The organism is Vibrio mediterranei, from assembly GCF_013364395.1.
Classification (GTDB): domain Bacteria; phylum Pseudomonadota; class Gammaproteobacteria; order Enterobacterales; family Vibrionaceae; genus Vibrio; species Vibrio mediterranei.
Window position 1 is genome coordinate 1,837,457 of record NZ_JABXGK010000008.1, and the last position, 15,072, is coordinate 1,852,528.

The 15,072-nt window shown below is 43.2% G+C and carries 16 protein-coding genes; 9 read left to right on the forward strand and 7 right to left on the reverse strand.

The genetic code is table 11. From position 1 onward, the window contains the following. Position 1 precedes the first annotated feature (1 nt). The 5 genes from HOP38_RS25300 to HOP38_RS25320 are packed head-to-tail and all read left to right on the forward strand — an operon-like array spanning position 2 to position 2,671. Positions 2 to 676 carry an ABC transporter ATP-binding protein gene (locus HOP38_RS25300; RefSeq protein ID WP_006069792.1) on the forward strand — a complete coding sequence of 225 codons (675 nt, stop codon included), beginning with the start codon at positions 2 to 4 and terminating at the stop codon, positions 674 to 676. Then, entirely contained in the window at positions 666 to 1,148 is a 483-nt protein-coding gene (locus tag HOP38_RS25305; protein ID WP_198559284.1) for a TlpA family protein disulfide reductase, read from the forward strand. The genes HOP38_RS25300 and HOP38_RS25305 overlap by 11 nt, the downstream gene beginning before the upstream one ends. Positions 1,149 to 1,165: 17 nt before the next feature. Beyond that, complete coding sequence (locus tag HOP38_RS25310) at positions 1,166 to 1,627, forward strand: copper chaperone PCu(A)C (RefSeq protein ID WP_198559285.1); 462 nt, start codon at positions 1,166 to 1,168, stop codon at positions 1,625 to 1,627. A 9-nt stretch (positions 1,628 to 1,636) separates the two neighbouring features. Continuing rightward, entirely contained in the window at positions 1,637 to 2,383 is a 747-nt protein-coding gene (locus HOP38_RS25315) for an FMN-binding protein (protein ID WP_198559286.1), read from the forward strand. A 54-nt stretch (positions 2,384 to 2,437) separates the two neighbouring features. Continuing rightward, on the forward strand, positions 2,438 to 2,671 hold the full coding sequence (locus HOP38_RS25320; RefSeq protein WP_006069788.1) for a PapB/FocB family fimbrial expression transcriptional regulator: 234 nt from the start codon (positions 2,438 to 2,440) through the stop codon (positions 2,669 to 2,671). A gap of 258 nt (positions 2,672 to 2,929) precedes the next feature. Here the strand turns inward: HOP38_RS25320 and HOP38_RS25325 are convergent, their stop codons facing one another. The 3 genes from HOP38_RS25325 to rbsK form a co-directional block, all read right to left on the reverse strand. Then, the gene (locus HOP38_RS25325; protein WP_198559287.1) at positions 2,930 to 3,943 is read right to left on the reverse strand and encodes an aldose 1-epimerase family protein; all 1,014 of its coding nucleotides are present in this window, start codon (positions 3,941 to 3,943) and stop codon (positions 2,930 to 2,932) included. A 50-nt stretch (positions 3,944 to 3,993) separates the two neighbouring features. Continuing rightward, positions 3,994 to 5,322: an L-fucose:H+ symporter permease gene (fucP, locus tag HOP38_RS25330; RefSeq protein ID WP_198559288.1), complete on the reverse strand. Its 1,329-nt coding sequence runs from the start codon at positions 5,320 to 5,322 to the stop codon at positions 3,994 to 3,996. An 83-nt stretch (positions 5,323 to 5,405) separates the two neighbouring features. After that, positions 5,406 to 6,335, reverse strand: coding sequence for a ribokinase (gene rbsK / locus HOP38_RS25335; RefSeq protein WP_198559289.1), 930 nt, complete (start codon positions 6,333 to 6,335; stop codon positions 5,406 to 5,408). A gap of 215 nt (positions 6,336 to 6,550) precedes the next feature. Between rbsK and deoC the strand changes: the two genes are divergently transcribed. Continuing rightward, complete coding sequence (deoC, locus tag HOP38_RS25340; protein ID WP_198559290.1) at positions 6,551 to 7,210, forward strand: deoxyribose-phosphate aldolase; 660 nt, start codon at positions 6,551 to 6,553, stop codon at positions 7,208 to 7,210. 43 nt (positions 7,211 to 7,253) lie between these two features. After that, positions 7,254 to 8,090, forward strand: coding sequence for a DeoR family transcriptional regulator (locus HOP38_RS25345; RefSeq protein ID WP_242456582.1), 837 nt, complete (start codon positions 7,254 to 7,256; stop codon positions 8,088 to 8,090). Positions 8,091 to 8,150: 60 nt separating this feature from the next. Here HOP38_RS25345 and HOP38_RS25350 read toward each other — a convergent pair whose 3' ends face one another. Further along, on the reverse strand, positions 8,151 to 9,011 hold the full coding sequence (locus HOP38_RS25350; protein ID WP_198559292.1) for a lipase secretion chaperone: 861 nt from the start codon (positions 9,009 to 9,011) through the stop codon (positions 8,151 to 8,153). A gap of 3 nt (positions 9,012 to 9,014) precedes the next feature. Further along, positions 9,015 to 9,947, reverse strand: a complete 933-nt coding sequence (locus HOP38_RS25355; RefSeq protein WP_124941576.1) for an esterase/lipase family protein — start codon at positions 9,945 to 9,947, stop codon at positions 9,015 to 9,017. 310 nt (positions 9,948 to 10,257) lie between these two features. Here HOP38_RS25355 and HOP38_RS25360 point away from each other — a divergent pair, with 310 nt between their 5' ends. Together HOP38_RS25360 and HOP38_RS25365 are read left to right on the forward strand one after the other, a co-directional pair. Continuing rightward, positions 10,258 to 11,586: a sphingomyelin phosphodiesterase gene (locus HOP38_RS25360; RefSeq protein ID WP_198559293.1), complete on the forward strand. Its 1,329-nt coding sequence runs from the start codon at positions 10,258 to 10,260 to the stop codon at positions 11,584 to 11,586. Further along, the gene (locus HOP38_RS25365) at positions 11,583 to 12,554 is read left to right on the forward strand and encodes a chromosome partitioning protein ParA (RefSeq protein WP_198559294.1); all 972 of its coding nucleotides are present in this window, start codon (positions 11,583 to 11,585) and stop codon (positions 12,552 to 12,554) included. Before HOP38_RS25360 ends, HOP38_RS25365 begins: the two co-directional genes overlap by 4 nt. 60 nt (positions 12,555 to 12,614) lie before the next feature. Here the strand turns inward: HOP38_RS25365 and ahpF are convergent, their stop codons facing one another. Both ahpF and ahpC read right to left on the reverse strand, forming a co-directional pair. Then, positions 12,615 to 14,207 (reverse strand): alkyl hydroperoxide reductase subunit F, encoded by a 1,593-nt coding sequence (ahpF, locus tag HOP38_RS25370; protein WP_198559295.1) that lies wholly within the window; start codon positions 14,205 to 14,207, stop codon positions 12,615 to 12,617. 211 nt (positions 14,208 to 14,418) lie between these two features. Further along, positions 14,419 to 14,976, reverse strand: coding sequence for an alkyl hydroperoxide reductase subunit C (gene ahpC, locus HOP38_RS25375; protein ID WP_006069782.1), 558 nt, complete (start codon positions 14,974 to 14,976; stop codon positions 14,419 to 14,421). Between the last annotated feature and the right edge of the window lie 96 nt (positions 14,977 to 15,072).

Here is a 15,072-nt window from a genome sequence, read left to right on the forward strand (position 1 = left end):
TATGTCTACATTCGCTATTAAAACAGAGGGACTTTGCAAAGTATTCGATCAAGTCCATGCACTTGACGATATCAGTATTGAAGTCAAAAAAGGTGAGTTTGTCGCCATTATGGGGGCGTCAGGTTCAGGCAAAACCACCTTGATGAACATTCTTAGCTGCCTAGACAGTGCAACATCAGGAACGGTTATTTTGGATGGTGAGGATGCTGGCTCTCTCGATGAAGAAGGACGACGTGCCTTTCGCGCCGAGAAAATTGGTTTGGTGTTTCAGCAATTCCACCTAATTCCTTATTTGACGGCGTTGGAAAACGTCATGTTGGCTCAACATTACCATAGCGTTCCTGACGAAGACGCTGCGAAAGCGGTGCTGACACAAGTGGGATTGGGTCACCGTTTTGATCACCTTCCGAGTCAACTGTCAGGCGGGGAGCAACAACGTGTATGTATTGCTCGCGCGATTGTAAATGAAAGTCCAATCATCTTCGCCGATGAGCCTACCGGAAATCTTGATGAAGAAAATGAGAATATCGTCCTTGAGATTTTCAAAAAGCTTCATGCTCAAAACAAAACTATCATCATGGTCACCCATAACCCGAGTTTAGGGCAATTTACTGACCGCATTATTCGCTTACAACACGGTAAATACATCGGTGAGGAAATCCAAGATGTGGCGTAACTATTTACTGATTCCACTCCTCAGTACGGTAGTGATAGTTACAGGATGTAAAGAGCAAGTTGCCAAAATTGGGGCTGAAAGTCCCGACATCGTGGCACTAGATTCTCGCGACACCGAACTCAGTATTCATGATTATAAGGGTAAGAAAGTCGTGCTCGAATTCTGGTCTTCTACCTGCGGTGCCTGCATAGCCATGATGAAAAAATGGCAAGACATTTATCAAAGACGCTCAGATGAAGTCGCCATAATCGCTATTAATATTGACCAGTACGACGTCGACCTTGATGCATTTCGTCACAAATATCAGTTCACTTTTCCCATTGGCAAAGACCAACTAGGAATATCTAAAGAACGATTCTCTATTGGCGTCACACCTACCACTTATTTGATTAACCAAAAAGGCACTCTTGTAGATATGCATATTGGTTACTCAGCAAAACTAGATTTAGATAAAGTTATTAACATATTGTAAATATGAGGAATATTAAGATGTTACTGCGAAAATTCTTGTTGCCCCTTGTCGCGTTATTCAGCCTACTGTCTCTCGTGCCTGCAGTTAATGCAAGCACTCCAACGCTTCAAGACAAGGTCCAAATAGACTCTCCTGTCATCTTCCAATTAGCCAGCGGAGCGAAAGGCACTGGGTCTAAAATGACGATTTACAATAACAGCGACCAAACACTGATTATTACTGGGTTTCATATCAACGAGTTTGACAAAACCATGCTTCACAGCACCAAATATGAAGCAGGGAAGCGTGTCATGTTCATGGTTAAAGACATTACCATTCCAGCAGGAAAAAAAACCGCATTAACCCCAAATACTCACCACTTTATGATGTTCGGCCCTAAACGCACCTTAAAACTGGGGGAGTTTCTAACCATGACTGTCGATACCAACCAAGGTCAATTTAAGGTCATCGCACAAGTTGTTCCTCGCAAGCTTAAATAGGTTAAGACCATGCGTTTTGTCACTACACTTGTTATCACTGCCAGCGCAACCTTTCTTGTTGCCTGTACAGAACCTGACCTAAAAAAGCAGCCACCTAAGCCAACCGAACTCGACCAACGCCTTACTTTGTTGGAATCTGCTGGACTAATGCAAAAACGGTTACCCGTCTCGACACTCATCGACAAGTATGTTGATGTGAAAACCGTTGACCTCAATAGTGGCGAATTTCGACCGTCGAAGTTCGATGTCGACGAGTCACTAACCCATTATCCACTCTCAGCCACTAACGCGACTTCCTTATCAGCTAAGGATGATATAGCGGGCATAAAAATGCGCGAAAATGCGCTACCTGTTTATTTTATCCATGACGAAAACGGGGTCACTTATCGTCTTGTTATGCCTATTCGGGCTCAAGGGAAATTCGGGCTGATTTACGGATACTTAGGTCTAAATAGTCGTGACTTTAGTATTGCGGGGCTTAAGTTCTACAAGCACCAAGAGAGTAAAGGTCTTGGCGCGGAAATAACCGACAACCCAGATTGGTCAACACGTTTCGCTAATAAACTGATTTTTAAAGACAATAAACCATCAATAACCCTAAGCCAAAAACATAGCCTTTCTCAAGATCCCTATAGAGTAGATGGTATTAGCGGAGCCACTTACACCAGTAAAGGCGTAGAGCACGCCATTAACTTTTGGACTGGAGACCTTGGATTTGGCAAATTTCTTAGAAAGTTCAGGGCCCAAACGCAATAGCACTAAGGGGGAACGAAGAGTTAGGCTTCCCCTTCCTTCCAGTTGGAGAAAATTATGGCTTTAGAACGTGGAAAAGTAACGGAAGAACAGTTAAGCCTGTTACTTAAACTTACGAAGATCAGTTCAAGAAAAGTCATCACAGCATTAGAAATGTATCTGGTCGAGGGTTTAACCCAAAAAGAAGCAACCAGCCGAGTAGGGATAAATCAAAGTTTTCTGAGTATCCGCCTAAATACGCTACGCAGCGTTGATAGAGTGGTCGAACAGTTACAAGAACATTATTCTTGACCAAATCTACGAGTGAGATGCGGCTGAGGGAAAAACCCAAAGAAATACATTATCGGAGCGCTGAACGAAAGAGGGAATTTTGCCTCCCCTTGCCAAAACTGTGCGCTTTAGGTTGATAACACAAAGCTGTATACAAAACCGCACCGACTCATGAGGGTAGAACGAGACAGGTTCCTGGAGCGTAATTAGTGTTCGACGATATTTCGAGGATTTATTTTGGTGCTTTACGACTAAAGCACCAAGGACCGAATAAGCTTCTTATTCAACAATGCCCGTTGTCACCGTAAACGCTCTTACTTCCTTTGGTTGCAATCGAATAAGCGTATCGTTCTTTTCAGCCGCTAAGTAACCTTCTGGTCGACAAGTTGCAGGAAGGACATAGGCTCCGACTTTTTGGTCGCCATTGTACAATACCCAACGTGTCGCATAGTTAAATTCAGTGGTATCAAATCGAGTGACTAAAGTCTTACCATTGGAGATAGTCATCTGAAACTCAGCTTTATCGGTATACTGAGACAAGTCGTCCATGAAATAGACAATTTCAGGGTCATACATGTCTGGTGTTGAAAGCTGTTGAATTGGTGTCGATTGCGCTTTGAGTACATCATTAAACTCGAGCCATTGCGGTGTTGGCTTAACGTGCCCGGGAATCGATTCTCGCAGCTTAACCGCTTTGTCTGGAATGTTTTGTGTCATCATCGCTTCTGGGAAATACGCCGTGTTCATGTGGCACATGTATTGAAGTGGCATCGGGACCGAAGCTAAGTTCTGCACTTTCATTTTGATCTCAAATACTGATGCGTCTTTTCCGATAGAAACTGACGGCGTCGCTATGTAATGGTCTCCGAAGCCCATCACATACTCATATTCACCCTTTAAAGTAACCTGATATTCATCCACTTCTATCCACGCCCTGTCCATACTGGCACACGGCATTTCACCGTGCAGAGGATGGTCATCATCAGCACTTGGACAGCCGTTGCGAATCAAACCGGAATGGAACGCAAAACAACCGTATGTAGCGACAATCTCGTTGCTTGGTTTGGGCTCAGAGAACATGTTCTCCATACAAAGATTTTCACCTAGAAATTTCGCATCCCAGATCATTTGTCCCATGTAAGGTAAGATAATCAAATATCCTTTAGCATTTTCAATCTTTAGTCCTTCAACCCCAGAGTTATATTTAAATGCTGATACTTTAAAATTCTCAGATTGAATTAATATTGCATCTTGTTGATTAAATTGTGTTTTATTTAGTGGGATGATATACATAACTTTTCTCCGAAACAGAAAAGCCACTTATACAGTGGCTTTTTGCGACATTAATTTGTTTGTTCAGCTAATTGAGGTTGTTTTTCGTTAAGATTCTTATTTTTCATTTCACCTAAGAAATAATAACCAACGTATCCAAAACAGATAAAGTTGACCAAAAACGATAACTGCATACCAATAACATCAGCAACCAAACCTTGAATGGCAGGTACTACTGCTGCTCCTACAATAGCCATAACAATGACCGCACCCGCCGTTTCAGTGTATTCGTTATCTACCGTATCTAACGTTCCAGCGTAGATAGTCGCCCAACAAGGACCAAACAAAACACTCACACCAACCGCTACGTAAACGGCACTAAAGTCATGAACTAGTGAGACATAAGCTAGGAACGCCATGCCAATTATTGAATAGGCAATAAGAACCTTCTCTGCCGAAAACTTAGTCATCAATATATTGGCAATAAATTTGCCGATAAAGAAACAAACAAATGAATACACCATATAATTCGACGCTGCACGCTCATTAATATCCGCCATCTCAAGAGCTAGGCGTATGGTGAACGACCACACTGCAACTTGCATACCGACATATAAGAATTGTGCAATGATCCCTTTTTTGAAGCGCTTGTTTGTCGATAAGTACTTAAGTGTTTTACCAATGGAAGGTGCTTTTTTACCACTTTGTTGAGCCACTTTACATTTCGGGTATTGAGTGAACATAAACAAAGCTAATACACCAATAAGGATAAAAATGATGTACTTATAAGGCTTCAAAGTATGTTCTAGCATCTCCAAACGGAATGCATGAATCTGATCTGGAGACATCGCCGCCATTTGTGACTCTAAACTCGCACCTTCTTGGAAAATAAGATATTTACCAAGCAAGATACCCGCAATCGCACCTACTGGATAGAAAGTTTGGCTAATGTTTAAACGTAATGTTGCGTGGGATTTTGGACCCAACATTGAAGAATAGGTATTCGCCGCTGTTTCAAGAAAAGACAATCCTACCGCAATCGCAAAGATTGCCGCTAGGAACATAGTATAGGTTGCCATATGAGAAGCTGGGAAAAATGCCGCACAGCCAAAGATATACAGCGATAAACCAATCATAATAGCTACTTTATACGACGATTTTTTAATGACTAAAGAAGCAGGGATCGCAATTAAAAAATAACCGCCATAAAAAGCACTTTGTACTAAGGCACTTGCAAAATTAGATAATTCAAAAACAGATTTAAATTGAGTAATTAGAATATCGTTTAATGCAGCGGCACACCCCCATAAAGGAAAAAGGCAAGATAATAGTATAAATTGAAACACTGGTGTTTTATCCAAATAGCCATCAGAGCCTTGGATAGTATTATTTTTTATCATTGTAGGGTTCCTTAAAGAACAAGTTATCTTTGGCTCATTATTTCTAATGAGCCAGTTTTAATTGTTAGTTCAGACCATTAGTATTATTTAGTATGTTTTTTTTCAAACTCTTCAAATTGTTCAATGCTCGGATAGGAAAACTGTGTTCCTTTTTCCGTCACGCTGAATGCAGCAAATAGTGAAGCTTTTTCCAAGGACTTCTGTACATCACCAGTTTGCATAAAGTAGCGAGAGAAGCAGCCAATGAAGGCATCACCCGCACCACTGGTGTCCACTGCGTTCACTTTAGTTGGTTCAATGAATACGTCTTTACCATCTTTGCTTAGCCAAAGAGCCCCTTTCGACCCCATGGTAACGATGATGTTGTTTAAACCTTTATTTAGAAGAATAGTGGCAGCTTCTTTAATCTGCTCAACCGTTTCAACAGGCTTGTTCACCAAAATTTCGAGTTCAGTTTCGTTAGGAACAAAGAAGTCGCAGCGACAAGCATAGTCAATGTCAAGCTCAGGTACCGCAGGGGCAGGATTTAGCAACACCGGAATATTGTGTTTGTTGCCAAATTCAATAGCAGCATAGACAGTTTCAAGCGGTACTTCTAACTGAAGCACTATCAAACTGCACTCCACCAAGGTACTTTCCGCTTTATCAATGTCAGCTGGTTTCAAAAACTCATTTGCCCCTTTAATAATTAAAATGGAGTTCTGCGAGGTAGAACTTACGAAAATTGGTGCCACACCACTTGAAGTCTGAGGTACTTTGCTCACATATTGAGTATTAATGCCGTAAGATTGAAAGTTTCGAATCGTATTGTCGGCAAACATGTCATCACCAACTTTACTCACCATCACAACATCTGCGCCCATTTTAGCGGCGGCTACGGCTTGGTTAGCACCTTTGCCACCACATCCCATTTTAAATGACGGTGCTTCTAACGTTTCGCCTTCTTTCGGCATACGATCGGTGTATGAAATGAGATCGACCATATTGGAGCCGATAACTGCGATTGTTTTCATTTTTTATTTCCTCACTCATGTTATGAAACTAACATTAATCGATCTCAATGACTCTTTACTGAGATCAAGATCACTTTGATGATGTTAATATCGATTAAATTATGAGAAAACCCGTACTAAATCACACTTTATAGTTAACATGATAACATTGTAACTTTGAAATGTTATTAAAGTAACATACACTCAATTCCATGATTAACGCATAAGGTAACAACATGAATCACTACATTGATCACACACTACTCCTCGCTAATGCTACAACACGCCAAATCAACACCCTATGTGATGAAGCCCACGAGCATCAGTTCTTCTCTGTTTGTATTAATCCTGACTTTGTTGAGCATTGTGCTCAGCGCTTAAAAACATCAAATGTTAAGATCTGCACAGTTATCGGTTTTCCTCTGGGCGCAAACACCACTGAAGTAAAAGTGTTTGAAACTCAAAATGCGATTTCGTTGGGCGCTGACGAAATTGACATGGTTGTCAACATAAGCCATGTCTTAGACGGAAAGTGGGATGCCGTAGAACAAGAGATTGCGGCTATCAAAGAAGCGTGTGGAGCGACATTGCTCAAAGTCATCTTCGAAACCTGCTTGCTGACCAACGAACAAATTGTTGAACTGTGTAACATTAGTAAACGTGCAGGTGCTGATTTTGTGAAAACATCAACAGGTTTCTCAACAGGTGGCGCAACTGTCGAGCATATTAAGTTAATGCGTGATACTGTTGGCAACCAAATGGGAGTAAAAGCATCTGGCGGCGTTCGCACTAGGGAAACTGCACAAGAAATGATTGACGCAGGTGCGTCTCGAATCGGTGCTAGTGCTAGTGTGAGCATTGTCATGGGTGAAGCTCCAACGACTAATGGTTACTAAGAGCAAGAAGCCTTCGGCTGTAAAAGGCCGAAAATGGAGAAACATGGTTACAAAGCAGTTAGAAAGACTTCGACGAATTGAAGCATGCCTAAAACATAGCGACAAAATTCATCTGAAAGAAATCGCCCGTCTTTTAGAAGTGTCAGAAATGACGGTTCGTCGTGATTTAAGCTCCAACGCTGCTCATTCTTTCCCTCTTGAGTACTACGGCGGATATATCCGCCGTGGTCACCCGATTGTGCATGATGAGGTAGGCGAAGAGCTTGAACAACCGTCTGCTGAACCAACCTCAGTCGTTACTCCAATTAAGCAAACACATTCCGTGACCGCTTTCCCTCCAGTCAAAGTAAACAACTATATCTCGGCTATCGTCTCTGATTTTATCGAGATGAATGATGTGGTTTATTTCGACAATGGTGTGCTCAACGCTGACATTATTGGTTCTATCCCCGATTATGTGAAATTTACCGGTGTTACTGCTTCAATGAATGTCTTTTTGGCCTTAAAGAGCAAGCCTAACTGCAAGGCTATCTTGCAAGGCGGCGATTATAATGCTGTACACGATATCTTCATTTCCACTTCTAATGATGTGTTAACGCCAATGATATTTCAGAAAGTGTTTATTTCATCCGCAGGTGTTCACGATAGGTTTGGCGTTACAGCATCGGATGTGTTGGTAGCAAATATTGCTAACCTCGTTATGGAGAGAAGCATGAAAAAGTATCTGATAGTAGAGAAGAAAACCATCAATCAAACTGCTACATATAAAATCGGTGACTTGTTGGATTTCCACTATTTGATCTCTGATGATGCCTTACCCCATAAGCTCGATGCGGCTTGCAATGAAGCACGTCTACAAGTTTTGATACCAAATAACTGATTAAGTATTGAGGCTTAGTATTCAATACTAAGCCTTTTATCTAAGGGGATATTTCTCTCCTCACTCAGTCCCCTCCTGCCTATCATGAATCCGCTCTAACGCCTCAACCCTTCGCCACTGATTCTTATCAAACAGCGGTTCTCTAAGGTCGTTAATAGCCTGAACTTTTTCTGCATCATTAAATGATGCGTTATTCAATATGTCGGCTCTCGCTACTAGATAAGAGTCGAACTGCTGGTCAAAATCAGCACGTTTTTGATCCAGCGTCATTAACCTTTCTGCGGCTTCACTACCCACCAGTGCCTCTCGAGCTATGTACTGACTTTGCGTATCCATAGCATTGGTATCATTGAGAGCCGTCAACACAGTGGCATTGCGAAAGCTGTTTTGCAGCTCTGGTGGCAGTTGGCTAAGTTCATTCTCCCAACGTTGTTGATACTCCTCTGGGGTTTGTGCTGACTCTTTAATAGCTTTTTTAGTCAGGGCGAGTTCACGCAGTAGATTCTCTTCACCAAATAAACGCTCTTGCTCATCCGCAGTGAAAAATTCACTTTGCATTAGTAGGATTTGCTGGTGCAGACCTTGAAAATCTGTAGCTTCGCCACCGTTTCGTTTAAGCGCAGCTAGTGCAGCTTTGTATCGCATATATTTTTCGAACAACTCTGGCTCAAGCTGTTCAGAGCCATCCCGTTGCTGACTGTAGTGTTCAAACCGCTGCTCTATCGTATCGGTATCGTTGTCGACAAGCCCCGAGATAAAATACTCGAAGGTATCACGCTCTGATGCGTTGTCGATTTGAGTATCGAGCTGGGAGCTCACTTTGACCGAGTCATGATCATCCGCGTCGAACACAGAGAGCAATCCTGCCGCTATCACCACCAATAAGGCCATCACTGCACTTGTTTTGGAGAACCTGTTCATGGCCTAAAGTCCTTGTTGCTGCAGACGGTTAGCATGCTGCCGATACAAGGTCTTAGGATCCGTTTCAAACAGATGGTGGATACCGAGTAGACCATTGATTTCATCTAGGTGGTTCATCTTGTAATCATCACGGATGACTCGACCTAAATGAGTACTGCACCTTCCTACTAATCCATCATTAGGTTCATCAAACGTTAAACCTAGGATAAACATTGCGGGATCAGCCGGGTCTAGCACATTAGTGTAAGTCGAAGTCCCGGTCCATGAGTAGTAGTACACACCATTTGCAGCTTGCCATTCACCATCACCACAAGACGACTTTGGCACGCCTTCTGGATAATGCTCATTAAAGGCCAACGACCCTTCTGTGGTGAGCGCCTGCAATGAGCTCAAACCATCTTGTGGTAAGTCACTACCTCCAGATAACACACCAATGATCGTCGTAAGTGCACTAGCCAGTTCAACAGCGATTGCCTCAGAAACTGAGTCTTCCGGAACGGTATTTCGCACTATATCCGCGACTTTCGACCCTTTATTCACGCCTCCAATACTGGTAACTGAAGCAACCATTTGCGGTGCAACTGATGCAACATATCTAGCCGTCGGCGCACCATGGCTATGACCTATTAGATTTACTTTGTCGGCACCCGTGATCGCCAAGACATTTTCCACTTGTGCTAGAAGCTGTTCACCCCGTACTTCCGAACTGTTGGTCGCCGATATTTGGGCAACATAAACCTTTGCTCCGCTTTTGCTCAATGTTTGAGGGATACCATAGAAATAATCGAACCCTGCTAGTGAATCAAAACCAAATAAGCCATGAACCAATACGATTGGGTATTTGGTTTCGGTATACCCTTTGCTCGACCAAAAACTTATCGCCTGTGCATTCCATGCGATTACGCTACATAAAATGAATGTGAAGAACGCTTTCATTTAACACCTCCTTGTCAGACCTCCGATGAGTAATTGAGCGTAGATTGCACAATTCTAGCCCGCCAAGTTAGTGTTACAAAATTGTGAAGTTATGCCGAAAAATATGCTGTAGATACACCAAAAGCGACACCCAAGATGATAAGAATTGGAGAAATAGCGTGGTTTATTCTAGCGAATCACACCAATTTTGAATCAGGTTCACAATTAAATAACAAAATGAGCAAGTTTTATTTGCTTAATTTAAATTTAACGCTTGAGTAACATTTATCAATCAGAATCATTACTCTAACTCAAACCATGGATAAATAAGATGAAGTTTTCACAGTGGAATCTTTTACTCAGTGGCTTAATCGCCTTGCCAGCCTTGGCAGACACTGATGTGTACCTAACCAATAACTCAGATCAGCCGCTAACGATCCAGATCAGTCATGAAGGCACTGATTTACTGGAAGAGGGAGAGGAATGGCAGCAACATGTTCAAGTTCTAGCCCCTTGGGAAACAAAGTCGATACTGAGCTTTAATCGTTGGGAAGGTGTGAAATCAAATCAGACTTATCGCTTCGAAACCATAGTCTCGAATCCTCAAGGTGAAAGCGTATCGCTTAATCAAGTGATGGAGGGTCACTGGTACAATTCAACCATAGAGTATGGAATGTCCGCTGCCGATGTCGACTTAACCTTAAAAGATGATCGAAATATTCATCGCCAAAACACAAACTCATTTGGCAGTCTCAATACAGAATTGGCGTTCAAATCAGCAAAGACCGCACGCTACGATGACTTGTACTACACCATTACCCCTACTCATGTTGATGAAGAGGTCGATAACGACGAACAAAACTTAAAGCTAATGACCTATAACATCTGGGCACTTCCCGCTATCGCCTCTCATATTGGCGACCGATACGAGCTAATTCCAGAATATGTGAAGGGTTATGACGTACTTGCGCTACAAGAAGTGTTTGCTAGTGGACGCGACGCATTCTTAAGAGAGCTTGCCAAAGAATACCCTTATCAAACGAAAATGTTGGATAAGGAAGGGATCAATATTTACGACGGGGGCGTCATCATTGTTAGTCGCTATCCCATCGTTAATGAAGCTCAGTACGTATTTCCAGATTGCTCCGGAACCGATTGTTTTGCCGATAAAGGAGTAAACTACGCAGAAGTCATTAAAGGTGGTCAGGCTTATCATGTATTTGCAACACATACCGCATCATTTGATACCGACACCGCTCGTGATTATCGTCAGCGCCAGTTCAAACAAATACGTGCATTAGCCCAATCTCTCGATATCCCAGCAAATGAAGCGGTAATCTACAGTGGTGACTTTAATGTCAACAAACTCAAGTTCCCAGATGATTATCAACAAATGATGACAAACCTAAACGTCTCTGAACCGCAATATTCTGGCTATACCGCATCAACATTCGACCCTCGGATCAATGATTTCGCCGGTGGGGCACTGTCAGGTGGTACTAATGTTGAATATCTCGATTACGTCATGGTCAGCAATGAATATGGTACAAAATCGTATAACGACAACCGAGTTGATGTGCCTCGCACAACGGATGAGAGTCTATGGAAACACTATAATCTCTCGGATCACTTTCCCGTTACGGCTGTTATAAAGCCATGAACAAATTCACGCTAATCATTGTGTCCGCCATCTTGGTGGGCACGGTTTGGTGGTCATTCGACAACAACCATCCACAAGTCAAACAAGCTACGGCATCCGTTGACATTACCTCAACGATTTCAAAAACAACGACAGCCGACATTCTAGTACCTGTAGAACAAATATCGTTTACACCATCCATAAATAAACAAGGCGAATCCGACATTCAAGCGACCGCAGCAGCTTTCAATAAGGCGAGAGGTCGCGATTTAATCGCTGACATCGAGTCGTTTTGGCGTCAATGTAACTTAGCTGATAACTGCGATGTGTTACTAGATAATCTGGCTCTATTTCTCACACCAGAACGGTTTTATCTTATTGAAAACTATCAACAACTGAACAACCAATGGCAACAAACGCTCGGCAATTTATTGTTTGATGAACAAATATCATTAGCTGCACGTATCGAACAATTAAAAGCAGAGGCGAGAAGAGTCTGGGGTCAACTGGCTGACGTCATGTTTGAAGATGAATTTGCGCTGTATGATTTTACCATTCAGAGTAAGCATTTGGAGGTGGAAGCTCCAGAGTACATTTCGGCAGAGGATTATATTCAGAATTTTGAAGACCTGATGCAGGCATGGCAGGAAAGAGCAGAATCATTAGGACTGGTGAGCAACCAAGCTAAGTTTGAACAGGCTGTTGCTCTTGTACCTGAAAATCTCAGTGAATCAGAGCGTGAAGCTTTGATTAGCGAGCTAGAACACCATTTCCTGACCCCCCAACAGAGTGCAGAGATCGCAACTCGGCAGCAGCAGGTCACTCAACAACAAGCCGTCGTCAGTAACTACCAGAGTGAACTACAGCGCCTAGAAGCTTCCCTTGAACAACAAAGAGTGACGCAATTTTCGGGGTTATCACAGGATGAGTGGCAACACTACTATGCCCGGCAAGTTGCTGATTTTCGTCGGGCGTTTTTTTCTCAGTAACAAAACGAAAAAGCGCTGCTCTCAGTTGAGAACAGCGCTATGAAAATAGGTTATTTAACCTTAAGCCGTTTCAGCTTGCTTCACAGGAGCTGGATTACGAATCAAGAAATCAAACGCTCCCAAACTAGCTTTTGCCCCTTCACCCATTGCGATGATGATTTGCTTGTATGGAACAGTGGTGACATCACCTGCCGCAAAGACTCCCTTCATGCTGGTTGCACCATGAGCGTCTACTTCAATTTCTCCGCGAGGTGACAACTCAACTTTTGTTCCTTTCAACCATTCACTATTAGGAACTAGGCCGATTTGTACGAAGATGCCAGCAAGTTCAATATGCTTGATTTCGTCCGTATTGCGATCTTTGTACTCAAGACCAGTAACACGCGTACCATCACCCAGAACTTCTGTGGTTTGTGCCATCGTGATGATGTCTATATTCGCCATGCTATTCGCTTTGTCGATAAGCACTTGGTCAGCGCGAAGTGTATCAGCAAACTCCAGAACCGTTACGTGCTCCACAATACCCGCAAGATCAATGGCTGCTTCAATACCAGAGTTACCACCACCGATAACCGCGGTACGTTTACCTTTAAATAGTGGGCCATCGCAGTGAGGGCAGTACGCCACACCTTTGTTACGATATTCTTGTTCACCCGGTACGTTCATTTCACGCCAGCGAGCACCAGTACTTGTGATCACAGAGCGAGCTTTTAGTACTGCGCCGCTTTCTAGTACTACGTGGGTGTAACCGTCATCGGTATCTTCTGAATCGATGATGTTTGCAGCACGCTGCTCAGTGATGACTTCAACGCCGTACTCTTTAACGTGCTCTTCAAGGCTTGCCACCAGCTTAGGACCTGTGGTCGCTTTCACTGAAATAAAGTTCTCGATTGCCATGGTGTCCATCACCTGACCACCGAAACGGTCAGCAACCACACCAGTGCGAATACCTTTACGAGCTGCATAGATAGCCGCAGAAGAGCCCGCAGGGCCGCCGCCCACGACAAGGACATCAAACGGTGCTATTTCATTTAACTGATTAGCTTTTTTCTCCGCTGCACCTGTGTCGACTTTGTTTAGGATTTCATTCAGTGACATACGACCTTGGCCGAACAGTTCACCATTAATGAACACGCTTGGTACTGCCATGATGTCACGCTGCTTCACTTCATCTTGGAACGCTGCACCGTCGATCATAGTGACGTTTACCAGCGGGTTAATTGCCGCCATCATGTTGAAGGCTTGAACTACCTCTGGACAGTTCTGGCATGATAGAGAGATAAAAATCTCGACATCTAGCGGTGAGTTCAGCTCTGCGATTTGCTCAATGGTTTCCGCTTCTAGCTTGATTGGGTGGCCACCTGTGTGCAGTAGCGCTAGCACAAGTGACGTAAATTCGTGACCCATTGGCAGACCGGCAAAACCAATAGCGGTGCCCTTCTCTGGGTTAATAACGCGCATGACTGGCTTGCGAGGGCTTGCAGCGTCGTCGCGAATGACGTCAATTTTGCTGCTAAGTGATGCTATGTCGTTAGCAAGAGATTCGATCTTGCTCGCAGTATCACTGTCATCAAGGCTGAGAACTAATTGAACTTGGGTTTTTACGTTTTCTAAATACGCTTTTAGCTGCTGCTTCATTGCTTGATCTAACATACTGATACCTATTCTATAAGACTGCTTAACATCAGAAGGAATTAAAAAGGGGAAAAATAAAAGGGGACCCTTTTGATGTTTGGTTATTCACTAAAATGATGGTTTAAGGGTGCACGCCCCCACTTTTACCTGCCAATGGTAGAAGCAATAAAAGTGACGACGGGGCGTGCAACACGGACTCGATATTCCGCTGAGCTAGTGTGTGATTAGCTTAGATTTTGCCAACTAGGTCTAGAGACGGTGCTAGTGTTTCTTCACCTTCTTTCCATTTCGCTGGGCAAACTTCACCTGGGTTAGCCGCTACGTATTGTGCTGCTTTCACTTTACGCATTAGGTCTTCTGCGTCACGGCCGATCCCTTCTGCAGTGATTTCCATTGCTTGGATAACGCCTTCTGGATCAACTAGGAAAGTCGCGCGGTCTGCTAGACCTTGACCTTCGCGCATCACACCGAAGTTATTAGTGATAGTGCCCGTTTGGTCTCCGACCATGTAGTAATTAATTTTACCGATAGTATCTGAGCTGTCGTGCCATGCTTTGTGAGTGAAGTGGGTATCTGTTGATACTGAGTAAACTTCTACGCCACGCTCTTGGAGCTCTGCGTAATGGTCAGCTAGATCACCAAGCTCAGTTGGGCATACGAATGTAAAATCTGCTGGATAGAAGAAAAATACTGCCCACTTACCTTTTACATCTTGCTCTGTAATTTCTACGAATTCGCCCTGTTTGAATGCAGTTGCTGAAAATGGCTTGATAGTTGTGTTGATCATAGTGATTACTCTCTCAAAGTGTTCGTGTTGTTTGTTTTGGCACTGTCCTGCGCCGATGTATGTATATTGCAATGAGAGCGTATTTTTTAAAATTCG